We start from the raw sequence: 20,577 nt of genomic DNA on the forward strand, positions 1-20,577 counted from the left end.
CGCAACATATCGCGTCTTCTGTCAGACACGATATATCGCGGCTCCGGGAAGTCAAGAGTGGTGTCGGAATCCGCCATTTGGGGCTGTTTTGCCTTAGCGTGTGAGCATGTCAATCTCCGGGACCCCGACCGGGGGGATGCTGCTCTGCCGCACCGGGCCGCTCTCCGCCCGCTCCCCCGCGCACCTGCTGCGCGTGCACATGCTGCTCGCCCCGGCGGGCGCCTGGACCGTGCTCGTCCCGGAGGACAAGCCGTGGCTCGGCGGCGGGGGAACCGTGGCCGAGGTGTTCTCCGGGTGGAGTGCGGCGGTCGCCGTCGGCACCAACGGGCCCGTGCTGGGCCTGTGGTGGGAGGGCGGCCGGGCCGGCTTCGCGCTGTCCGGGGGTTTGCGGCGGACCGTGGCGCAGGAATGGGACGCGGCCGGACGGCCCGCGGGCGAGCCCGACGCGATGCGGACGCTCGCGGCCCGGCTCGGGCTGGATCCCGTACTGGACCTGGAGGAGTTGGAGCGCCTCACCCGCCCCGACGACGTGCCGGGCCTGGACGGCGGGACGCGGCTGCGCGGGCTGGTCGCCCTGCTGACGCGCGCCGGACTGGCCCTGCCGCCCGGCCTGACGCCCGGCGAACCGGCCGACCGGCTGCGCAGCGCGGCCCGGGTGGCGCCGGACGCCGAGACGGTGCAGTGGTCGGGCTGGCGGGACACCGTACGGGCCGAGCTCGACGCGGTGGAGGCGGGCCCGCTGGGCCCGTGGCTGCGCGGCCCCAAGGCCCGGCTGCTCGGCGCGGCGCAGGTCGCGGCCGGGGCTCCGCTGCTGGTGTGGGCGGCAGGGCGGCGCGCGCCGGCGTGGGCCGCGGCGGGCGCGCTCCTGCTGGCCCAGGGAGCCCTGTCACTGGCCTACGACCGGTCCCGCGCGCGGGGGTGAACCCCGGGGTCAGGCGGCCTCCAGCAGGGGACTCGCGTGGTGGTGGAGCCACGCCCGGTACGGGGGTGTGCGCAGGGCGGCCTCGCGGTAGGCCGCGCGGAGGTCCTCGTAGACCTCGGCGTGCGCGCCGGGGCGGGTCGCCAGCAGCAGCCGTACGGCGAGGGGGTCCCCGCACAGCGGCCGGATCGCCATGTCCTCGCGCGGCCCGGAGGTGGGCTGGCAGGGGGCGACCGCCTCGCCGGAGATGATCAGCGAGGTCGCCGTGTGGTAGTCGGTGTGCAGCACCGGCGGGTCGAGCCCGGCCCCGGCGAAGACCCGGCGCAGGCCGTCCCACTCGCCGTCGACCGACGGGTCCACCGCCCAGCGGTCGGCGGCCAGGTCCCGTAAGGAGACGATCTCCTGCCCGGCCGCGGGATGATCCCTCGGCATCGAGACGAACTGCGGTTCACGCTCCATCAGCACGTGCGTCTGGAGCCCTTCGGGCACCCGCAGCGGGCTGCCCTCCACCTCGTGCACGAACGCCACGTCCAGTTGCCCCGCGGACACCATCCTGAGCAGCGCGTTCGCCGAGACGTCCACGAGGAGGGAGGTCTCGGTGTCCGGGAGCCGCCGGTGGAGCCGGCGCAGCCATCCCGGCAGGGCCCGGCTGGCCGTCGATCCGATCCGCAGCCGCGGGCCGTGGGCCTGGGCGCGGGCCTCCGCCACCAGCGCCGCCATGTCGGCGAGAAGCGGCCGGGCCCGGCCCAGTACGGTGCGGCCGAAAGGCGTGGGCCGGCAGCCGGTCCGCTCGCGCAGGAACAGCTCGCCGTCCAGGGCCCGTTCGATCCGGCGCAACTGGGTCGTCAACGAGGGTTGGCTCACGCCGAGTTGCCGCGCAGCCTTGTGCAGGCTGCCGGCGTCGGCGATGGCGCACAGCGCGCGCAGGTGCCTGACCTCAAGCTCCATGCCCCGAGGGTAGGCCGGGCCCGTGGACCGCACCAGCCACCGATAGCCCCCCGAATCACGCCATTCTCACGCCAGTTGGGCTGTCGAAATCTTCCCGATAGGGCGGCGCTATCGGGCAGTGACATCATCCGCCGACCAGTTCCGCTCCCGCAGACTCCGGTACCGAAAGACCCACCCCCCACCGCACCGGACGAGTAGGAGCTCCCCCACATGCGCCACTCCCGTAAGGCCCTGCTGGCGACCGCCGTCGGCATCGGTCTCGCCGCCACCCTCGGCGCCGTCCCCACCGCCGCCGCCGCGCCCGCCCCCGTCGGCAACGCCGCCAGCTTCGCGGCGTACGAGCGTTCGCCGGAGAACGAGGCCGCCAACCGCGCCTTCTTCGAGGCCGTGCAGCGCTCGGTCGCCGAGCAGCGTGCCGCGAACCCGGGCGCCCTCGCCGTCACCGTCACGTACAACACGCGCAGCGCGCCGAGCTTCCGTACCCAGATAGCCAACTCCACCCGCATCTGGAACAGCTCGGTGAGCAACGTGAAGCTGCAGGAGGTGTCGTCCGGCGGGAACTTCTCCTACCGCGAGGGCAACGACTCACGCGGCTCGTACGCGAGCACCGACGGGCACGGCCGGGGCTACATCTTCCTCGACTACCGGCAGAACCAGCAGTACAACTCCACCCGGGTGACCGCGCACGAGACCGGCCACGTGCTGGGCCTCCCGGACCACTACTCGGGCCCGTGCAGCGAGCTGATGTCGGGCGGCGGCCCGGGCACCTCGTGCCAGAACGCCACCCCGAACTCCGCCGAGCGGTCGCGCGTCAACCAGCTCTGGGCCAACGGCTTCGCCTCCGGCCTGGGCGCGAAGGGGCTCGCGCCCACCGGCTGAGTCACCGCTCCTCCGGCTCCGCGTGGGCCGTGTAGTCCGTGCAGTCGGGGTTCCGGCAGGGACCCCGGCTCCACACCGGGATGAAGACCCCGAGGGACTTGCGCCGCCCGACCACCGTGTCGACGCGGAGCCCGCACGCCGGGCACGTCTGCTGTTCGTGCCCGGCCTGCGGGGCCACCCGCTCGTGCGCGTGTTGCTGTTCACCGGCCATACCTCTACGGTAGGCCGGTTTTCGCACGTTCGTCGGGTCGATCGGCCGCGTGGCGGGTCCGGCGCCGCCGCGGAGCCGGATACCGGGGCCGTCGCGGGCCTTGAGCGCCCGGACCTCGGCCACCGGATCGCGTGGTTGGGCGAGCCCTCGCCTCCGCGGCGGGTTCAGCCCCGCGGCTTGCGCCACATCGGCCACATCAGCGGTCCGTCCGGCAGCCGCACCGCCTCGCCGGTGAACTCCCAGCCGAGCCGTTCGTACAGCCCCTTGCTGCGCTCGCTGCTGGCCTCCAGGTACGCCGGGACGCCCTCGCGGTCACAGCGCTCCAGCACCGGACGCATCAGCTCGGTGCCCAGCCCCTCCCCCTGCCGGCCCGGGGCGACCGCGATCATGAGCAGGTACTCGTGCTCCTCCGACGTCGGGTGCACCGCACCGGTCAGCCGCCCGACCAGCTCGCACCGCTCGTTGTCCGGGTCGGCGACGGCGCGCATCCTCGCCGGGACCTCGTCCTCGCCCTCCGGCTCGCCGGCGGGGATCCGCAGCCACAGCGCCGCCGCCGAGCCGTCCGCGGCGTAGTCGATCCGCCCCTCGGCCAGTGCGACGTCCACGAAGACGCCCAGGAACCTCTCGTGGACGGCGGCCCGGTGCTCCGGGTCCGGGAAGACCCAGCTGCTCACCGGGTCGGTGCGGAAGGCATCGTCGAGGAGCCGCGCCACCGCGTCCCGGTCCGACTGATCCGCCTGACGTATCTCCAGCGCCACTGGCCACACCCTTCGCTCACGTGTCAACAACCGTCAGCGATCCTAGAGTTGGCGGACCCATGCGGTAAGGCCCGTTCCGGCACCCTGCGGTGCCGGAACGGGCCTCCCCCCGTAGCGTCGTCACGTCGCCGGGCCGGGGCCCCGCGTCGCACCTCGCGTCATCCCGTACGGCGCGTCATCCCGTACGGCGCGTCACCTCGTACGGCGCGTCACGAACTCCGCCAGCGCCAGCAGCCCGCCCGCCGCCCCGAGGTCCGGAACCGCCCGGGACAGCTGCTGGACCGCCCGGCCCATCCGGTCCGCGGCATGGGCCTGCGCCCAGTCGCGGCCACCGGCCCGGTCCACGGCGTCGGCCGCCCTGAGCACGTCGTCCCCGGTCATGGGGCCGGCGTACAGTCCGGCCAGCTCCTTGCCCGCCGCGGTGCCCGAGGTGAGGGCGGCGACGACCGGCAGGGACTTCTTGCGGGCGATCAGATCGGCCCCGGCGGACTTGCCGGTGTGCCCCGGGTCGCCCCAGATGCCGATCAGGTCGTCGATCAGCTGGAAGGCCAGACCCGCCTCCCGGCCGAAGGCGTCCATGGCGTCGACCTCGTCCGGCCCCGCCCCCGCGTACAGCGCACCCAGCGCGCACGCGCAGCCCAGCAGCGCCCCCGTCTTCGCCGTCGCCATGGTCAGGCACTCGTCGAGCGACACGTCCGGGCGCTGCTCGAAGGCGCAGTCGGCCTGCTGGCCCGCGCACAGCTCGATGGTGCAGGCCGTGAGCCGGGCGGAGGCCGCCGCGGCGGCGGGGTGCGGGTCCTGGGCGAGCAGTCGCAGCGCGAGCGCCATCATGGCGTCCCCCGTGATGATCGCGTCGGGCGTGCCGAAGACCGTCCACGCGGTGGCCCGGCCCCGCCGGCGGACGTCCTTGTCGATGACGTCGTCGTGGAGCAGCGTGAAGTTGTGCGCCAGCTCCACGGCGACGGCGGCCCGCACGGCGTGGTCGACGGACCCGCCGCCCGGGCCCTGCAGGGCCTGGGCCGCCGCCAGGACCAGGGCCGGCCGGATGGCCTTGCCGGGGCTTCCGTCGGCCGGGGTGCCGTCCTCGTCCTCCCAGCCGAAGTGGTACATGGCCACGCGCCGCATCCCACCGGGCAGGCTCTCGACGGTGCGGCGCAGTTCCGGGTTGACCGTTTCTCTCGTCCGTTCCAGCAGGGCCGCGGCCTCCTGGCCCTCACCGGTCGCGATGGCGTTCACCTCGCTCAGCGCCAGCGGCCGATCTCGACGTTCTCCAGAACGCCGATGGCGTCCGGCACCAGCACCGCGGCGGAGAAGTACGCGGTGACGAGGTAGGAGATGATCGCCTGCTCGCTGATGCCCATGAAACGGACCGACAGGCTCGGCTCGATCTCGTCGGGGATGCCGGGCTGGTGCAGGCCGATGACGCCCTGCTCGTCCTCGCCGGTGCGCATGCACAGGATGGAGGTGGTGCGGGCGTCGCTGATCGGGATCTTGGTGCTGGGGAAGATGGGAACGCCGCGCCAGGTGGTCACGCGGGTGCCGTCGACGTCGATGCTCTCCGGGTAGATGCCGCGCTTGTTGCACTCGCGGCCGAAGGCGGCGATGGCCTTGGGGTGGGCGAGGAAGAGCTTGGAGCCCCGCCGCATGCTGAGCAGCTGGTCCATGTCGTCGGGGCTGGGGCCGCCGTCGTGCGGCTGGATGCGCTGGTCGTAGTCTGCGTTGTGGAGCAGGCCGAAGTCGCGGTTGTTGAGCATCTCGTGCTCCTGGCGCTCGCGCAGCGCCTCGACCGTGAGCCGCAGCTGCTGCTCGGTCTGGTTCATCGGCTGGTTGTAGAGGTCGGCGACGCGCGTGTGCACCCGCAGGACCGTCTGGGCGATGGACAGCTCGTACTCGCGCGGGCGGGCCTCGTAGTCGACGAAGGTGCCGGGGAGGACGGCCTCGCCCTGGTGGCCGGCCGAGAGGTCGATCTCCGCCTCGCCGTACTTGTTGGTGCGCTGGGCGGGCATGGAGCGTACGCGGTCCAGGTGCTCGCGCAGCGACGGGACGCGGTCGGCGAGGAGCTGGAAGTCCTGGCGGGAGAGGGCGAGCGCGGTGCCGGGGGTGGCGGCGCGGGCGGTGTACTCCCAAATCGATTCTTCATCGACGAGCGAGTCCTCGCCGAAGTAGGCGCCGTCGGCGACGGTCCTCAGCACGGCGTCGTCCCCGTAGGGGCCGGGGCCGATGTGGTCGATGCGGCCGTGCGCGAGCAGGAAGACCTCGTCGGAGGGGCTGGCGAAGGAGGTCAGCTCCTGGCCGGCCTCGAAGTCGACCTGCCGGCACCGCTGGGCGAGTTCGCCGAGGACGTCGAGGTCCTCGTAGTCGCGCAGCAGCGGGAGTTCGCCGAGTTCGGCCGGGATCACCTGGACCTGGGTGCCGGTCTTGATGAACTCCACGATGCCGTTGCCGACCGAGTAGCTCAGCCGCCGGTTCACCCGGTAGGTGCCGCCCTGCACGGACACCCACGGCAGCATCTTCAGCAGCCAGCGGGAAGTGATCTCCTGCATCTGCGGCGCGGACTTGGTCGTGGTTGCCAAGTTCCGTGCGGCCGCCGTCCCCAGACTGCGCTGCGGTGTCTGGGCCTCGGACTCGGAACCTGCCTGGACCGACATGTCTTTCCCTTTCGATCACTCCATGGGTCTGCGGGAGGCAGCCTTCCAGCACGCAACGTGGTGGGACCATTACACAAAAGGGTGGGACTACTCCGTCGATGGACGGGGCACCCTCTCGGATCGAACTCCCCGCCGTCGGGTCGCGGGAGGTCCGGCGACCGACTGTTTCCGGCCAAGCCGTGATCGCCCATCCGGTCTTTAATTTGTATCTCGGATGCGAATTTTCTACGGTGGCCCCATGCGGCTGACGCGATTCACCGACCTGGCCCTGCGCACCCTGATGCGCCTGGCCGTCGAGGACACGGACCTGCCGACCACGCGCGACGTGGCGGCGACGATGGAGGTCCCGTACACGCACACGGCCAAAGTGGTCGCCAGGCTGCAGCATCTCGGCCTGGTCGAGGCGCGGCGCGGCCGCGGCGGCGGGCTCACGCTGACCACCGCCGGACGGGCCGCCTCCGTGGGCGCGGTGGTGCGCGAACTGGAGGGCGCGGGCGACGTGGTGGACTGCGAGGGCGCCGCACCCTGCCCGCTGCGCGGAGCCTGCGTGCTGCGCGGCGCGCTGCGCCGCGCCCAGGAGGCGTTCTTCGCCGCGCTGGACCCGCTGACGGTGAACGACCTGGTGGCGGCGCCGACCGGACCGCTCCTGCTGGGCATCGCGAGCCGGGCCCCCCGGGGGGCCGAAGGTCCCTGAACCCGGGGCCGCATGGCCGGTTATCACTACCCGTCGAACCCCATGGCCTCACTCACGACGGGAGTTCGAACAGAAGTCCGCATCCCCGCGGCTCTCTGCGATCCAAAATGCGCATCTAGGATGCCAATTAATGGACCGGTTCCCACCGGTTCCACCACGCGAGGAGTTCCCATGCTGTCCGAGCAGTCGACCGCGACCGTCCGAGCCACTCTGCCCGCCGTCGGAGCGGCCATCGGCGACATAACGGAGCTCTTCTACGCGAAGCTCTTCGCCGCCCACCCGGAGCTGCTGCGCGACCTCTTCAACCGGGGCAACCAGAACGCGGGCCTGCAGAAGCAGGCACTCGCCGGCTCCATCGCCGCCTTCGCGACCCACCTCGTCGACCACCCGGACACCCGCCCCGACGTGATGCTCGGCCGCATCGCGCACAAGCACGCCAGCCTCGGCGTCACCCGGGAGCAGTACGAGGTCGTCCACCACCACCTCTTCGCGGCCATCGCCGACGTCCTCGGCGAGGCCGTCACGCCCGCGGTCGCCCAGGCCTGGGACGAGGTCTACTGGCTCATGGCGAACGCCCTCGTGGCCATCGAGGAGCGCCTCTACGCCGGGCACCGGATCGCCGCCGGCGACGTGCGGCGGGAGTGGACCGTCACCGGCCGGTCGGAGGAGACCGCCGACTGCGCCACCTTCCGCATGGCCCCCGCGGACGGCGCTCCCGCCCCCGCGCACCTGCCCGGCCAGTACGTCTCGGTCCAGGTCGAACTCCCCGACGGGGCCCGCCAGATCCGCCAGTACAGCCTCTCCTCCGCGCCCGGCTCCGCGGTCCGCGCGATCACCGTGAAGCGGGTGCACGGCCCCGCCGCCGCGGGCCCCGACGGCGAGGTCTCCAACCACCTGCACGCCCGGGTCCGGCCCGGCCACACGCTGCGGGTCTCCGCCCCGTACGGCGACCTGGTCCTGGAGGACTCCGGGGCACCGGTGCTGCTCGCCTCGGCGGGCATCGGCTGCACACCGATGCTCTCGATGCTGGAGCACCTGGCCGAGACCGGGCACACCGCGCCGGTGACGGTGCTGCACGCCGACCGCTCCCCCGCGGACCACCCGTTGCGGGCCGACCACCGGGCCCTGACCCACAAGCTGGCCGACGCCTCGGCCCGCTTCTGGTACGAGCAGGAGGCGGAGCCGGGCGACAGTACGGGTCTCCTGGACCTGACCGGCGTTCCCGTCGCCCCGGGCACCAGGGCCTACCTGTGCGGGCCGCTGCCCTTCATGCGGTCCGTGCGCGAGCAGCTGATCGCCAAGGGCGTGCCGGCGAGCGACATCCACTACGAGGTGTTCGGCCCCGACCTGTGGCTCGCTTCCGTATGAGCCCTGTCCGGATCGGCTCGCTCGCCGTACGAAAACACTAGCCGCGGAAGGCCCGCCTCCACTAAACCGTAGCGTGATGGATCGGACACACAGGGTGTCCGATCCGCACCGCAACGAAGGAGGCGGCCATGGCCGCACCCATGTCCGCGGACCGGTTCATCAACGCACTGAGGAACGAAGGCGTGACCGTCGTCGAGGTCGGCGCCTGGCGCACCCACAACCGCAACCACAAAGGTCCCTGGGGCCCGGTGAACGGGGTGATGATCCACCACACCGTCACGCGCGGCACGGCGTACAGCGTCGAGCTCTGCCGCGACGGCCACAGCGCCCTCCCGGGACCCCTCTGCCACGGCGTGATCGCGAAGGACGGCCGCGTCCACCTCGTCGGATACGGCCGCGCCAACCACGCCGGGCTGGGCGACCCCGACGTCCTGGCGGCGGTCGTCGCGGAACGGCGGCTCCCGCCGGACAACGAGGCGACCGTCGACGGCAATCGCCACTTCTACGGCTTCGAGTGCGTGAACCTCGGCGACGGCGAGGATCCCTGGCCGGCGGCCCAGATCGACGCCATCGCCCGCACGGCGGCGGCCCTGTGCCGGGTCCACCGCTGGACGGCCCGCTCGGTCATCGGCCACCGCGAATGGCAGCCCGGCAAGGTCGACCCCCGCGGCTTCACGATGGACTCCCTCCGCGAGCGCATCGCGGAACGCCTGAAGTGACCCCGGGCCCGGCACCGGGAGGCCCCCTCCCGGTGCCGGGCCCCGGCAAGAGAGCTGTCAGAGTGGGGACGTGACACGAGAGCTGGCCCTGGGCCTGTACGCGGACGAGAGGGGACTGGCCGAGGTGACGGGGCTCGTCGAAGCCGCCGTGGCTCCCCGCAGTGCCAGGATCGTCGGCACGGCCGTCGTGGACCCCGGCCCGTACGACTTCCTGGCGGAGCAGTGGGCCGTGGAGCACCCCGGCGAGGACAGCGGCGCCCGCCGCCCGGTCGAGCTTCCGCGTCCGCCTGACCTGCTCCCTGCGCACCTGGCGGTCCCTGCGCCGCACCCTGATCACCTCCCTCTGCCCCGAGGGCCCGCACGCCTGCACCGTCCCCTGGATGGCCCTCTGACCCACCCTCCGCCGCACCCTGCCGGCGGCAGCCGGCAGAGCTGCGCTCAGCCGAGGTGGGGGGCCGTCCGGTGCTCCAAGAAGTGCCGGATGCGCAGCCGTTGGGTGTGGTGCATGGGCAAGGCCCCCAACTCGGCCCGCTCCACGAAGCGGAGTTCCGTGCTCTCGTCCGAGATCGCCAGCGCGCCCCCGATGATGCGGGCCGTGAAGCAGACGTTGAACTGGCGGCGGACCTCGCCGTCGCTGTACTCGATGATGTGCTTCGGGTCCGTGTAGGTGCCGACCAGTCCCGTGATCTCCACGTCGAGCCCTGTCTCCTCCTTCACCTCCCGGACGGCCGTGCCGGGGAGGGAGTCCGTGAGGTCCATCCCGCCGCCGGGGAGGGCCCAGAGGTCGTTGTCGCGGCGCCGTTGCAGCAGGATGCGCCCCTGGTCGTCCGTGACGACGGCGGAGGCCGCCACGACCATGCTGTTCGGCGCAGGCGCGTGGGGATCGTCGTAGTACTCGGTCCGGGCCATCGGGTCACTCCTCCACGGGACGAGCTGTCTCCCACACCGCTTCGAAGCTCTCGGCGCAGGTGTCGTAGTGCATGAGGGCGAGACGGCAGCTGGATTCGATTCCGTGCCCGAACCTCTCTTCCTGCCCACGCTGCCTGACGGAGACGGGAAGGTCCGCCCGCTGGTCGTACAGCGCCACCAGTTCGGGACTGACGGCCCGCGCCCTGGTCGTCCAGCGCGCGGACTGCTAACGGCTGTGGAGCCGAGTCGCGCGCACGACCAACTGGAAGGACCGCAGGACTGGGCGCTCCCGGCACGCGGGGCTCTGACGTGCGACGGCGCGGACGGGAGCGGCTCACAATGGACGGGTGGACCACCCCGAACTGCAGCCGCGACCGCCGTCCCCCCTGAGGGAGATCCGCGACGAGCGGTTCGCGCGGCACGGGGTGCGGTTGCTGGTGAAGCGGGACGACCTCGTGCATCCCGAGCTGCCCGGCAACAAGTGGCGCAAGCTCGCGCCGAACCTGCGCGCGGCGCTGGAGGCGGGGCACGACCGGCTCGTCACCTTCGGCGGGGCGTACTCGAACCACTTGCGGGCCACCGCGGCGGCCGGGCGGCTGCTGGGGATCGGGACGGTAGGCGTCGTGCGGGGCGACGAGCTGGCGGGCCGGCCGCTGAACGACTCCCTGGCCCGGTGCGCGGCCGACGGGATGCGGCTGCACTTCGTCTCCCGCTCCCGCTACCGGGCCAAGGCCGAGCCGCACGCACTCGCCGCGCTGCTGGACGAGGCCGGCGCGAGCGGCGCGTACGTCGTCCCCGAGGGCGGCAGCAACGCCCTCGCCCTGGCCGGCTGCGCGGAGCTGGGCCGGGAACTCCGCGGCGTCACCGACGTGGCGGCGGTGGCCTGCGGCACCGGCGGCACCCTCGCGGGCCTGGCCGCGGGCCTCGCGCCGGGGCAGCGGGCGCTGGGCGTCCCCGTCCTGGCCGGGGGCTTCCTGGCGGCGGAGATACGTTCCCTCCAGACCGCGGCGTACGGCGGTCCGGTCGGCGACTGGTCCCTGGCGGAGGACTTCCACCACGGCGGCTACGCCCGGGTCCCGGCGGCGCTGGAGTCCTTCGCCGCCGACTTCGCCTCCCGCCACGGCTTCCCGGTGGAGCGGATCTACGTGGCCAAGCTCCTCTGGGCCCTGACCGCCCTCACCGAGAACGGCACCTTCCCGCCGGGCACCACCGTCACCGCGATCATCACCGGCCGCCCGTAGCGAGAGCCGCCGGGGACGGGGAACGTGACGTGTCGGCGCCTCCCCCGGGCCCTACTGATGGTTCCGGCCAGGCGCCGTACGTCATGGGTCCCGGACTGCCGGGCATCCGCCCCCACCACCAAGCCCCCGCAGGCGTCAGGTCGACTCGCGGAACGCCGCCGCCTCCTCCAGGTCCAGCCTGCGCAGCAGCGCCCGCAGCATCTCGTCGTCGATCCGCCGGCCGTCCCGCAGCGCCACGAAGACCTCCCGCTCCGCCTCGATCATCTCCCCCGCGAGCCGCCGGTAGATGTCGTCCGCGGACTCCCCGGTCAGCGGGTTGACCTCGCCCAGCCGTTCCCACACCGCGTTGCGCCGCCGTTCCAGAACCGTCCGCAGCCGGTCCGCCAGCGGCGGCGGCAGCGTGGAGTTCTCCGGCTCCTCCAGCAGCTCCGCCAGCCGTTCCTCGGCCGCCCGCGAAGCCTCGCTCTGTGCCTGCGCCTCCGCCAGCGTCTCCGCCTGCACGTCCTTCGGCGGCAGCTTCAGCACCCTGATCAGCGGCGGCAGCGTGAGCCCCTGCACCACCAGCGTCCCGATGACGGTCGTGAAGGTCAGGAAGAGGATCAGGTTCCGGTGGGGCACGGAGATCGGCACGGAGAAGGCGATCGCCAGCGACACCACGCCCCGCATCCCGGCCCAGCCCACGATCACCGGGGACTTCCAGTCGGTCTCCGGCTCCCGCGTGCGGATCCTGGGCGACAGCCAGCGCGGCACGAACGTCGCCGGGAACACCCACACGAAGCGGGCCACCACCACCACGACGAACACCGCGACCGCGTACCAGGCCGCGGCGGCGCCCTCGTACTCCCCCAGCCCCGTGAGGACCACCGGCAGCTGGAGGCCGATCAGCGCGAAGACGACCGACTCCAGGATGAAGGCGACCATCTTCCACACCGCCTCCTCCTGCAGCCGGGTGGCGAAGTCGACCTGCCAGTTGCGGTGACCGAGGTACAGCGCGACCACGACCACGGCCAGCACCCCCGACGCGTGCACCCGCTCGGCCGCCGCGTACGCCACGAAGGGGATCAGCAGCGAGAGGGTGTTCTGCAGCAGGGGTTCCCGCATCCGCTTGCGCAGCTGGTGGATCGGCACCATCAGCAGCAGGCCCACGCCGATACCGCCGACCGAGGCCAGCAGGAACTCCGCGATGCCGCCCGCCCAGCCGGCGCTCACCCCGACCGCCGCCGCGAGCGCCACCTTGTACGCGGTGATCGCGGTGGCGTCGTTGACCAGGGACTCGCCCTGCAGGATGGTCGTCAGCCGGTTCGGCAGCCGCAGCCTGCGGGCGATCGCCGTCGCCGCGACCGCGTCCGGCGGCGCGATCACCGCGCCCAGCACCAGCGCCACCGGCAGGGACAGCCCGGGCACCACCAGGTACGCCGCATACCCGACCGCGACCGTCGCGAAGAGCACGTAGCCGACCGACAGCATCGCGATCGGCCTGATGTTGGCCCGCAGGTCCAGGTACGAGCTGTCCACCGCGGCCGTGTGGAGCAGCGGCGGGAGCAGCAGCGGCAGCACGATGTGCGGGTCGAGGGTGTAGGCGGGCACGCCGGGGACGTACGAGGCCGCCAGCCCGGCGGCGACGAGCAGGAGCGGCGCGGGCACCGGTGTGCGCCGCGCGAGCCCCGCCACGGCCGCGCTGCCCGCGACCAGCGCCACCAGCTGCAATACGTCCATCGAAGATCCGTCCTCCTTCGTCGATCGCCCGCGCCCTGGCCGTACGCTGGCCATCATGAGCGAGTGCACCCACGTTGCCGAACTGCCGCGCCCCGAGCCGGTCCCGTCTGCACAGACCTGCGCCGAATGTCTGGAGCTGGGCAGCCACCCGGTGCAGCTGCGGATGTGCCTCGGCTGCGGGCACGTGGCGTGCTGCGATTCGTCGCCGTTCCGGCACGCCACGGCGCACCACCACGAGAGCGGCCATCCGGTCATGCGGAGCTTCGAGCCGGGCGAGACCTGGCGCTGGTGTTTCGTCGACGGTTCGATCGTGTGAGGTGGGGTAGTTCAACCCTCCGCCGGTTCCCCTGATTTGATCCCCGCAGACCTCTAGCCACTGTGCGTACCCATGGGCTTACCATCAGTCACTGGGTGCGGAGCAGGGCGCTCGGAGCGGGCGTCGTGAGGGGTGCCGCGACACGATCGCCCGGATCGCGGTAGCGTCACCGGCGAAAAGAGCTCGTACCACCTTGGAGGTGAGGGTGTCCCAGATCGCAGGCGAGCCCGGGACTCAGGACTTCGTGGAAGTCCGGCTGCCCGCTGCGGGTGCCTACCTGTCGGTGCTGCGGACGGCCACGGCCGGCCTGGCGGCACGTTTGGACTTCACCCTCGACGAGATCGAGGACCTCCGCATCGCGGTGGACGAGGCCTGCGCGATCCTGCTCCAGCAGGCCGTGCCGGGCTCCGTCCTCAGCTGCGTCTTCCGGCTGATCGACGATTCGCTGGAGGTGACCGTCTCGGCACCGACCACGGACGGGCGCGCGCCGGAGCGTGACACGTTCGCGTGGACGGTCCTGTCGGCCCTGGCCGGCAAGGTCGAGGCCACGGTCGAGGAGAACCGGACGGTGAGCATCAGCCTTTACAAACAACGCGGCGCGGGGCCAGGCCCGGCGTGAGCGGCGGGGAGATCCCGGTGCGGGGCGGGGATCGGCCCCGGGTACGGCACGAGGTCGACGGCGGCATCCCGGAGCAGCAGCACGCCCGGCCGCACCCGGCTGACGCGGATGCGGAAGACGGCTTTTTGGACTCGGCGGAGCGACGGGCGGGCCCTATGAGCGAGAACCAGCACGACCCATCACGACCGGTACAGCCACCGGAGGCCGCTGCCCCGGCCCCGGTGGCCGGGTTCCCGGTGCCCTCGGCGCCTGCGGCGCTGCCCGATCCGCGCGACCGCAGCAGCGCGCGGGCCCTGTTCGTCGAGCTGCGGGCGCTGCCCGACGGCTCGGTGGAGAAGGCGGAGCTGCGCAACCGGCTGGTACGGATGCACCTGCCCCTGGTCGAGCACCTGGCGCGGCGCTTCCGCAACCGCGGTGAGCCCCTCGACGACCTGACCCAGGTCGCGACGATCGGCCTGATCAAGTCGGTGGACCGGTTCGACCCGGACCGCGGGGTCGAGTTCTCCACGTACGCCACGCCCACGGTGGTCGGTGAGATCAAGCGCCACTTCCGCGACAAGGGCTGGGCGGTGCGGGTGCCCCGGCGGCTGCAGGAACTGCGGCTCTCGCTGACGACGGCCACGGCCGAGCTGTCGCAGCAGCACGGCCGCTCCCCGACGGTGCACGAGCTGGCGGAGCGGCTGGGCATCTCCGAGGAGGAGGTGCTGGAGGGGCTCGAATCGGCCAACGCCTACAGCACGCTCTCCCTGGACGTCCCGGACACCGACGACGAGTCGCCGGCCGTCGCGGACACCCTGGGCGCGGAGGACGAGGCCCTGGAGGGCGTCGAGTACCGCGAGTCCCTCAAGCCTCTGCTGGAGGGGCTGCCGCCACGGGAGAAGCGGATCCTGCTGCTCCGGTTCTTCGGCAACATGACGCAGTCGCAGATCGCGCAGGAGGTGGGCATCTCCCAGATGCACGTCTCGCGGCTGCTGGCCCGCACCCTGGCCCAGCTGCGCGAGAAGCTCCTCGTGGAGGAGTGAGCGGACCTCAGGAGGACGAGGGTCCGCCGATGCCGAGCGCCTCGGTCGCCGTCGGGTTCACGAGGAGTGCGACGACGGCCACCGCGGCCACCGCGAGGGCCGCGGCGGCGGCCGTCATGGCACCGCCGGTGGTCCAGAGCGTCCAGGCCACCGGAAGCGCCATCAGCTGGGTGATCAGTGCCGGGCCGCGGCTCCAGCGGCGGCCCAGGCGCAGCCCGCGGGCGGCGATCAGCGGCAGTGCGGCGAGCGCGAGCAGGGTGATGCCTCCGGTCTCGGCCTGCTGCGGGGAATCGGGGTCCCCCGCGATGCCGACGAAGAGCATGTAGACGCCGAGACCGGCGAGCGCCAGGCCCTCCAGGGCGGTGAGCGCGGCCGCGGCGGTCAGCCGGCGGGGCAGCGCGACGGGCGCTTCGACGGTGGGGGCGGGGGTGTTCGCGGGCTGCTTCTTACTCACCCATGCAGGGTAGCGGCGCCCCGGCGGAAGCCGGAGGGGACGGGCAGTAGGGTCGGCTCGTGGAGGGGTGGGTAGTCTGGCGCTCATGCGTGCACTTCTCGTGGCCAACCCAGCAGCGACGACCACCAGTGCGCGCACGCGCGACGTCCTGATCCATGCCCTGGCCAGCGAAATGAAGCTGGAGGCGGTCACCACCGAGTACCGCGGGCACGCCCGGGACCTGGGCCGCAAGGCCGCGCACGAGGGGCTGGACCTGGTGGTCGCCCTGGGCGGTGACGGCACGGTCAACGAGGTGGTGAACGGGCTCCTGCACAACGGTCCCGATCCCGACCGGCTCCCCCGCCTGGCGGTGGTTCCCGGCGGCTCCACCAATGTCTTCGCCAGGGCGCTGGGACTGCCGAACGACGCCGTCGAGGCGACGGGCGCACTGCTGGACGCGCTGCGCGAGGAGCGGGAGCGGACCGTCGGCCTGGGCCTGGCGGCGGGGACCCCGGGCACGGAGGACGAGTCGGTTCCGGCGCGCTGGTTCACCTTCTGCGCGGGCTTCGGCTTCGACGCGGGTGTCGTGGGGCGGGTCGAGCAGCAGCGCGAGCGGGGCAAGCGTTCGACCCACGCCCTGTACGTACGACAGCTGATGCGCCAGTTCTGGGAGGAGCCCAACCGCCGCCACGGGACGGTGACGCTGGAGCGGCCGGGAGCCGATCCGGTGACCGACCTGGTGCTGTCGATAGTGTGCAACACCTCGCCGTGGACGTATCTGGGGAATCGTCCGCTTTACGCCTCGCCGGAGGCGTCGTTCGATACTGCGCTTGACGTATTGGCGCTCAACCGTTTGTCAACTCCGGCCGTCGCCCGCTACGCGACACAGCTCCTGACCTCCACTCCTGAGCGGGGTCCACACGGCAAGCATGCGGTGTCTCTGCACGATCTGACCGACTTCACCTTGCATTCGAAGGTTCCCCTCCCGTTCCAGATGGACGGCGATCACCTCGGACTGCGCACCAGCGTTCGGTTCACAGGCGTACGCCGTGCACTGCGTGTGATTGTGTGAGTAGAAGGGCCCGCAGGCCTTTCACTCGAACGTTTACACGCCGGTCCACCCTCATGATGTAGGGCTGTGACCTAGTAGACACCGACGAATCAAAAAAAACTTTCCGGAAGGGGTTGTATCCCCGTCCGAGGTTTGCGAATCTCTTCATGGCGATCGGGACAGCCCGCAGGACCCGGCACCCACACAGACCGCCAGAACCCCTCCACGAATCTCTGACTGATCACCCGCGTGAAACCGGGCGGTCGCCCTTCCCTCACGGGGGGATTCGTGAAAGCGTTCACATTCACAAGCAAAGTGCCCGCAATACAAGGAGATGGAGCAGCCATGGACTGGCGTCACAACGCCGTTTGCCGCGAGGAAGACCCGGAACTCTTCTTCCCCATCGGCAACACCGGTCCTGCGCTGCTGCAGATCGAGGAAGCCAAGGCCGTCTGCCGCCGTTGCCCCGTCATGGAGCAGTGCCTGCAGTGGGCGCTCGAGTCCGGCCAGGACTCCGGCGTCTGGGGCGGTCTCAGCGAGGACGAGCGCCGCGCCATGAAGCGCCGCGCCGCTCGCAACCGGGCGCGCAACGCCAGCGCCTGACAAACGACTTTCGAGCCTCGACGCGCAGCGCGCAGTAACCGAAAAGCGCTCAGCAACGTGCTCTTGAGCCCCGGACCGCATCATTCGGTCCGGGGCTCAGTGCTGTGCCACCGCTACGCTGCGTGCGCAGGGCCCCGCGGACGCCGCTGACACTGCGTGACCGTCCGGCTGCTACTTCTGCGGGCTGGACGGAAGGTCGAGGACGACCTTCGTGCCGCGCGGCTCGGCCCGGACCATGTCGAAGGTGCCGCCGAGCTCCCCCTCCACGAGGGTCCGTACGATCTGCAGCCCGAGGTTGCCGGCCCGCTGGGGGTCGAACCCCTCGGGCAGGCCGTGGCCGTCGTCGAGGACGGTGATCAGCAGGCGGCCGTCCTTGCGGCCGGTGCCGCTGCGCAGCGCGGCCACCTCCACGGTGCCGCGCTCCCCCTGGGGGAAGGCGTGCTCCAGGGCGTTCTGCAGAATCTCGGTCAGCACCATCGACAGCGGGGTGGCGACCTCCGCGTCGAGGATCCCGAAGCGGCCGGTGCGCCGGCAGTCGACCTTGCCGGGCGAGATCTCCGAGACCATCGCGATGACGCGGTCGGCGATCTCGTCGAACTCCACCCGCTCGTCGAGGTTCTGAGACAGCGTCTCGTGCACGATCGCGATCGAGCCGACGCGGCGCACGGCCTCGTTGAGCGCCTCGCGGCCCTGGGGGGAATCCATTCTGCGGGCCTGGAGCCGCAACAGTGCGGCCACGGTCTGGAGGTTGTTCTTCACCCGGTGGTGGATCTCCCGGATGGTCGCGTCCTTGGTGATGAGTTCACGTTCGCGACGGCGCAGTTCCGTGACGTCGCGGCAGAGCACCAGGGAACCGATCCGGGTGCCCTTCGGCTTGAGCGGGATCGCGCGCAGCTGGATGACGCCGCCGTTGCCCTCGACCTCGGTCTCGCGGGGGGCCCAGCCGCTGGCGAGTTTGACGAGTGCCTCGTCGACGGGGCCGCGGGAGGGCGCGAGTTCGGCGGTGGTGGCGCCGAGGTCCTGGCCGACCAGGTCGGAGGCGAGGCCCAGGCGGTGGTAGGCGGAGAGCGCGTTCGGGGAGGCGTAGGTGACCACTCCGTCGGCGTCGAGCCGGATCAGGCCGTCCCCGACGCGCGGGGAGGCGTCCATGTCGACCTGCTGGCCGGGGAACGGGAAGGAGCCCGCCGCGATCATCTGTGCCAGGTCCGAGGCGGACTGGAGGTAGGTCAGCTCCAGCCGGCTGGGTGTACGCACAGTGAGCAGGTTGGTGTTGCGGGCGATCACTCCCAGTACGCGGCCCTCGCGGCGGACGGGGATCGACTCGACGCGGACCGGTACCTCCTCGCGCCACTCGGGGTCGCCCTCGCGCACGATGCGGCCCTCGTCGAGCGCGGCGTCCAGCAGCGGCCGGCGGCCGCGCGGCACCAGGTGGCCCACCATGTCGTCCTGGTACGAGGTGGGGCCGGTGTTGGGGCGCATCTGGGCGACCGAGACGTACCGGGTGCCGTCGAGGGTGGGCACCCACAGCACGAGGTCGGCGAAGGACAGGTCGGAGAGCAGCTGCCACTCCGAGACCAGCAGATGGAGCCACTCCAGATCGGTTTCTCCGAGAGCGGTGTGCTGGCGTACGAGGTCGTTCATGGAGGGCACGGTGCGAGCGTACCCCGGGTACGCACGATGACTTTCCCCACGACGGTACTCAGGAGTATCCAGGAGGGGCGCTCGCCGCGTAGGGTTGGAGGAAGTGACGGGTTTCCAGCTACCGTCATTGGATGGACAGAACAGAATGGTCTAGTCCAGAATTGACTTATGGTCTCCGCCCTCCCCGCACAGGAGGACGGATCGAGGTAGTCGCGCGCTCTGCCCTGACCGCGCAGGCACCTCTCACCGGCCGCCGGGAACCGCACACCTGACGGCCGTAAGTACTCCGGGCTACGGTGCCGGACGGGTTGAGGGTCCCGTCCTGCACCGTGGCCCAGAGGAATGTCCGGGGGTCTTCCAGGACCCGGTCGCCCGGTCAGGGCCAGGCCAGCAGGGCCCGCTCCGCCACCGCCTCCAGTTCCTCCCGGGTCGCCCCGTCGCGCGACTGCTGGGACATCCCCTGCAGCACGGCTCCGGTGTACCGGGCCAGTGCCCGCGCATCCGTGCCGGCCGGCAGCTCGCCGGCGGCGACGTCGGCGCGGATCCGGCTCTCGAAGAGCTCCAGGTTGGCGTTGCGGCGCTCGCGCAGGGCCCGGGCCACCTCGTCCGAGGTGGTGTTGATCGCCGCACTGATGACCATGCAGCCCGGCGGGTGGGCCGGGTCGGTGTAGACCTCGGCAGCCTCGCGCAGGACGCGCCCGACGGCGGCGCGGGCGGTGGGCTCCTCGGCCAGGGCGACGGCGGCGAAGTCGGCGTACCGGCTCCCGTACACCACGACGACCTCGTCGAAGAGCTTGCGCTTGTCACCGAAGGCCGCGTAGAGGCTGGGCGCGCTGATGCCGATCGAGGCGGTCAGGTCGGCGATCGAGGTCGCCTCGTAGCCGCGCTCCCAGAAGGCCGTCATCGCCTTGTCCAGGGCGGCGTCACGGTCGAAGGAACGGGGCCTGCCGCGCTGTCCGGTCACCATGCGCACATTCTATAGCGGCCGCTAGGGAATCTGGTACGGTCCTTTCTGTAGCGACCACTAGCGAATGCGGAGGGGGGCGCGTCATGGGCGTGCTCGACGGCAGGACGGCACTGGTCACGGGCGGCAGCCGGGGCATCGGACGGGCCGTGTCGGAGCGGCTGGCGCGGGACGGGGCCCTGGTGGCCGTGCACTACGGCCGCAACGCGGCGGCGGCGGAGGAGACCGTCGCGGCGATCGGGGCGGCCGGGGGGCGGGCCTTCGCCATCGGCGCCGAACTGGGCGTCCCGGGGGACGCGCAGGCCCTCTGGGCGGCGTACGAGGCCCACCCCGCGCACACGCCGACGGTGGACGTCCTCGTCAACAACGCGGGGGCGGCGACCTTCGCGGGGATCGGGGACACCGACGAGGAGGCGTACGACCGGGCGCACGCGCTCAACGCCAAGGCGCCGTTCTTCGTGATCAAGCACGGGCTGGCGCGACTGCGGGACGGCGGCCGGATCGTGAACGTGACCGGCACCCCGGACCTCGCCCTGCCGGCGATCCTGGCGACGGTCATGGCGAAGGGCGCCGCGAACGCCATGACGCGCTCGCTGGCGGCCGAGCTGGCACCGCGGGGGATCACCGTGAACTCGGTGGGGCCGGGCATCACCGAGACGGACCTGAACGCGGCCCTCCTCGACGACCCCGCGACCCGGGCCCATCTGGCCGCCCGCTCGGTCTTCCACCGGGTGGGCACGGCGCAGGAGGTGGCGGACGTGGTGGCCTTCCTGGCCTCGGCGGATTCCCGCTGGGTCACGGGCCAGCACCTGGACGCCACGGGCGGCCTGCAGTTGGCACTGATCTAGGGGGTGTCCGGCGGATCATGGCCGGGCCCGGCCCGCCCGGCGCTCCGCCTTGCCGCGTTGTCGTCGGTCG

General features: G+C 72.1%; 23 protein-coding genes and 1 pseudogene. 13 read left to right on the plus strand and 11 right to left on the minus strand.

Annotated elements, in window-relative coordinates; all coding sequences use genetic code 11:
- Positions 1-112 precede the first annotated feature (112 nt).
- Positions 113-922, plus strand: a complete 810-nt coding sequence (locus AC2RP6_RS14945) for a hypothetical protein (RefSeq protein WP_486450341.1) — start codon at positions 113-115, stop codon at positions 920-922.
- A 9-nt stretch (positions 923-931) separates the two neighbouring features.
- Here the strand turns inward: AC2RP6_RS14945 and AC2RP6_RS14950 are convergent, their stop codons facing one another.
- Positions 932-1,867 (minus strand): LysR family transcriptional regulator, encoded by a 936-nt coding sequence (locus AC2RP6_RS14950; RefSeq protein ID WP_486446656.1) that lies wholly within the window; start codon positions 1,865-1,867, stop codon positions 932-934.
- Between the two features lie 210 nt (positions 1,868-2,077).
- On the opposite strand from AC2RP6_RS14950, the gene snpA reads away from it, so the two are divergent.
- Positions 2,078-2,746, plus strand: a complete 669-nt coding sequence (gene snpA, locus AC2RP6_RS14955; RefSeq protein ID WP_486446657.1) for a snapalysin — start codon at positions 2,078-2,080, stop codon at positions 2,744-2,746.
- 1 nt (position 2,747) lies between these two features.
- On the opposite strand, the gene AC2RP6_RS14960 is transcribed toward snpA, so the two are convergent.
- The 4 genes from AC2RP6_RS14960 to AC2RP6_RS14975 form a co-directional block, all read right to left on the minus strand.
- Entirely contained in the window at positions 2,748-2,957 is a 210-nt protein-coding gene (locus AC2RP6_RS14960) for a hypothetical protein (RefSeq protein ID WP_486446658.1), read from the minus strand.
- Between the two features lie 164 nt (positions 2,958-3,121).
- The gene (locus tag AC2RP6_RS14965) at positions 3,122-3,715 is read right to left on the minus strand and encodes a GNAT family N-acetyltransferase (RefSeq protein WP_486446659.1); all 594 of its coding nucleotides are present in this window, start codon (positions 3,713-3,715) and stop codon (positions 3,122-3,124) included.
- A gap of 192 nt (positions 3,716-3,907) precedes the next feature.
- Entirely contained in the window at positions 3,908-4,966 is a 1,059-nt protein-coding gene (locus AC2RP6_RS14970; protein WP_486450342.1) for a family 2 encapsulin nanocompartment cargo protein polyprenyl transferase, read from the minus strand.
- The gene (locus AC2RP6_RS14975; RefSeq protein WP_486446660.1) at positions 4,957-6,363 is read right to left on the minus strand and encodes a family 2B encapsulin nanocompartment shell protein; all 1,407 of its coding nucleotides are present in this window, start codon (positions 6,361-6,363) and stop codon (positions 4,957-4,959) included. The genes AC2RP6_RS14970 and AC2RP6_RS14975 overlap by 10 nt, the downstream gene beginning before the upstream one ends.
- A 238-nt stretch (positions 6,364-6,601) precedes the next feature.
- On the opposite strand from AC2RP6_RS14975, the gene AC2RP6_RS14980 reads away from it, so the two are divergent.
- The 4 genes from AC2RP6_RS14980 to AC2RP6_RS14995 all read left to right on the plus strand — a co-directional run bounded on the left by AC2RP6_RS14980 (position 6,602) and on the right by AC2RP6_RS14995 (position 9,536).
- Entirely contained in the window at positions 6,602-7,057 is a 456-nt protein-coding gene (locus tag AC2RP6_RS14980) for an RrF2 family transcriptional regulator (RefSeq protein WP_486446661.1), read from the plus strand.
- Between the two features lie 171 nt (positions 7,058-7,228).
- Positions 7,229-8,425: a globin domain-containing protein gene (locus tag AC2RP6_RS14985; protein WP_486446662.1), complete on the plus strand. Its 1,197-nt coding sequence runs from the start codon at positions 7,229-7,231 to the stop codon at positions 8,423-8,425.
- 128 nt (positions 8,426-8,553) lie between these two features.
- Positions 8,554-9,144 carry an N-acetylmuramoyl-L-alanine amidase gene (locus AC2RP6_RS14990; RefSeq protein WP_486446663.1) on the plus strand — a complete coding sequence of 197 codons (591 nt, stop codon included), beginning with the start codon at positions 8,554-8,556 and terminating at the stop codon, positions 9,142-9,144.
- A gap of 161 nt (positions 9,145-9,305) precedes the next feature.
- Positions 9,306-9,536: a hypothetical protein gene (locus tag AC2RP6_RS14995; RefSeq protein ID WP_486446664.1), complete on the plus strand. Its 231-nt coding sequence runs from the start codon at positions 9,306-9,308 to the stop codon at positions 9,534-9,536.
- A 46-nt stretch (positions 9,537-9,582) separates the two neighbouring features.
- Here the strand turns inward: AC2RP6_RS14995 and AC2RP6_RS15000 are convergent, their stop codons facing one another.
- Positions 9,583-10,053, minus strand: a complete 471-nt coding sequence (locus AC2RP6_RS15000) for an NUDIX domain-containing protein (protein WP_486446665.1) — start codon at positions 10,051-10,053, stop codon at positions 9,583-9,585.
- 4 nt (positions 10,054-10,057) lie between these two features.
- Positions 10,058-10,255: pseudogene (locus AC2RP6_RS15005) on the minus strand (hypothetical protein); the annotation flags it as partial.
- A gap of 145 nt (positions 10,256-10,400) precedes the next feature.
- On the opposite strand from AC2RP6_RS15005, the gene AC2RP6_RS15010 reads away from it, so the two are divergent.
- A complete protein-coding gene (locus AC2RP6_RS15010) occupies positions 10,401-11,294 on the plus strand; it encodes a 1-aminocyclopropane-1-carboxylate deaminase/D-cysteine desulfhydrase (RefSeq protein WP_486446666.1) in 894 nt (297 codons plus the stop codon).
- 135 nt (positions 11,295-11,429) lie between these two features.
- Here AC2RP6_RS15010 and AC2RP6_RS15015 read toward each other — a convergent pair whose 3' ends face one another.
- The gene (locus tag AC2RP6_RS15015) at positions 11,430-13,010 is read right to left on the minus strand and encodes a Na+/H+ antiporter (protein WP_486446667.1); all 1,581 of its coding nucleotides are present in this window, start codon (positions 13,008-13,010) and stop codon (positions 11,430-11,432) included.
- 55 nt (positions 13,011-13,065) lie between these two features.
- Here AC2RP6_RS15015 and AC2RP6_RS15020 point away from each other — a divergent pair, with 55 nt between their 5' ends.
- The 3 genes from AC2RP6_RS15020 to AC2RP6_RS15030 all read left to right on the plus strand — a co-directional run bounded on the left by AC2RP6_RS15020 (position 13,066) and on the right by AC2RP6_RS15030 (position 14,967).
- Positions 13,066-13,326, plus strand: a complete 261-nt coding sequence (locus tag AC2RP6_RS15020) for a UBP-type zinc finger domain-containing protein (protein ID WP_486446668.1) — start codon at positions 13,066-13,068, stop codon at positions 13,324-13,326.
- 205 nt (positions 13,327-13,531) lie between these two features.
- Positions 13,532-13,945 carry an ATP-binding protein gene (locus AC2RP6_RS15025; RefSeq protein WP_030012703.1) on the plus strand — a complete coding sequence of 138 codons (414 nt, stop codon included), beginning with the start codon at positions 13,532-13,534 and terminating at the stop codon, positions 13,943-13,945.
- An 11-nt stretch (positions 13,946-13,956) separates the two neighbouring features.
- Positions 13,957-14,967, plus strand: coding sequence for an RNA polymerase sigma factor SigF (locus tag AC2RP6_RS15030; RefSeq protein WP_486450343.1), 1,011 nt, complete (start codon positions 13,957-13,959; stop codon positions 14,965-14,967).
- A gap of 7 nt (positions 14,968-14,974) precedes the next feature.
- Here AC2RP6_RS15030 and AC2RP6_RS15035 read toward each other — a convergent pair whose 3' ends face one another.
- Entirely contained in the window at positions 14,975-15,421 is a 447-nt protein-coding gene (locus AC2RP6_RS15035) for a hypothetical protein (protein ID WP_486446669.1), read from the minus strand.
- A gap of 85 nt (positions 15,422-15,506) precedes the next feature.
- Here AC2RP6_RS15035 and AC2RP6_RS15040 point away from each other — a divergent pair, with 85 nt between their 5' ends.
- Positions 15,507-16,472: a diacylglycerol/lipid kinase family protein gene (locus AC2RP6_RS15040; protein WP_030829342.1), complete on the plus strand. Its 966-nt coding sequence runs from the start codon at positions 15,507-15,509 to the stop codon at positions 16,470-16,472.
- Positions 16,473-16,796: 324 nt separating this feature from the next.
- The gene (locus AC2RP6_RS15045; protein ID WP_003953983.1) at positions 16,797-17,054 is read left to right on the plus strand and encodes a WhiB family transcriptional regulator; all 258 of its coding nucleotides are present in this window, start codon (positions 16,797-16,799) and stop codon (positions 17,052-17,054) included.
- Between the two features lie 171 nt (positions 17,055-17,225).
- Here the strand turns inward: AC2RP6_RS15045 and AC2RP6_RS15050 are convergent, their stop codons facing one another.
- Positions 17,226-18,695 (minus strand): sensor histidine kinase, encoded by a 1,470-nt coding sequence (locus tag AC2RP6_RS15050; protein WP_486450344.1) that lies wholly within the window; start codon positions 18,693-18,695, stop codon positions 17,226-17,228.
- Between the two features lie 376 nt (positions 18,696-19,071).
- Entirely contained in the window at positions 19,072-19,662 is a 591-nt protein-coding gene (locus AC2RP6_RS15055) for a TetR/AcrR family transcriptional regulator (protein WP_486446670.1), read from the minus strand.
- 83 nt (positions 19,663-19,745) lie between these two features.
- Between AC2RP6_RS15055 and AC2RP6_RS15060 the strand changes: the two genes are divergently transcribed.
- A complete protein-coding gene (locus AC2RP6_RS15060) occupies positions 19,746-20,507 on the plus strand; it encodes an SDR family oxidoreductase (RefSeq protein WP_486446671.1) in 762 nt (253 codons plus the stop codon).
- Positions 20,508-20,577: the final 70 nt, after the last annotated feature.

The sequence above is a fragment of the Streptomyces sp. WAC03905 genome, from assembly GCF_057371075.1.

Coding starts and splice junctions, on each gene's coding strand:
- AC2RP6_RS15040 (WP_030829342.1), top strand. CDS start 15,507: ATGCGTGCACTTCTCGTGGCCAACCCAGCAGCGACGACCACCAGTGCG.
- AC2RP6_RS15015 (WP_486446667.1), bottom strand. CDS start 13,010: ATGGACGTATTGCAGCTGGTGGCGCTGGTCGCGGGCAGCGCGGCCGTG.
- AC2RP6_RS14960 (WP_486446658.1), bottom strand. CDS start 2,957: ATGGCCGGTGAACAGCAACACGCGCACGAGCGGGTGGCCCCGCAGGCC.
- snpA (WP_486446657.1), top strand. CDS start 2,078: ATGCGCCACTCCCGTAAGGCCCTGCTGGCGACCGCCGTCGGCATCGGT.
- AC2RP6_RS15055 (WP_486446670.1), bottom strand. CDS start 19,662: ATGGTGACCGGACAGCGCGGCAGGCCCCGTTCCTTCGACCGTGACGCC.
- AC2RP6_RS15050 (WP_486450344.1), bottom strand. CDS start 18,695: ATGAACGACCTCGTACGCCAGCACACCGCTCTCGGAGAAACCGATCTG.
- AC2RP6_RS14985 (WP_486446662.1), top strand. CDS start 7,229: ATGCTGTCCGAGCAGTCGACCGCGACCGTCCGAGCCACTCTGCCCGCC.
- AC2RP6_RS14990 (WP_486446663.1), top strand. CDS start 8,554: ATGGCCGCACCCATGTCCGCGGACCGGTTCATCAACGCACTGAGGAAC.
- AC2RP6_RS15060 (WP_486446671.1), top strand. CDS start 19,746: ATGGGCGTGCTCGACGGCAGGACGGCACTGGTCACGGGCGGCAGCCGG.
- AC2RP6_RS15000 (WP_486446665.1), bottom strand. CDS start 10,053: ATGGCCCGGACCGAGTACTACGACGATCCCCACGCGCCTGCGCCGAAC.
- AC2RP6_RS15045 (WP_003953983.1), top strand. CDS start 16,797: ATGGACTGGCGTCACAACGCCGTTTGCCGCGAGGAAGACCCGGAACTC.
- AC2RP6_RS15020 (WP_486446668.1), top strand. CDS start 13,066: ATGAGCGAGTGCACCCACGTTGCCGAACTGCCGCGCCCCGAGCCGGTC.
- AC2RP6_RS14980 (WP_486446661.1), top strand. CDS start 6,602: ATGCGGCTGACGCGATTCACCGACCTGGCCCTGCGCACCCTGATGCGC.
- AC2RP6_RS14975 (WP_486446660.1), bottom strand. CDS start 6,363: ATGTCGGTCCAGGCAGGTTCCGAGTCCGAGGCCCAGACACCGCAGCGC.
- AC2RP6_RS14950 (WP_486446656.1), bottom strand. CDS start 1,867: ATGGAGCTTGAGGTCAGGCACCTGCGCGCGCTGTGCGCCATCGCCGAC.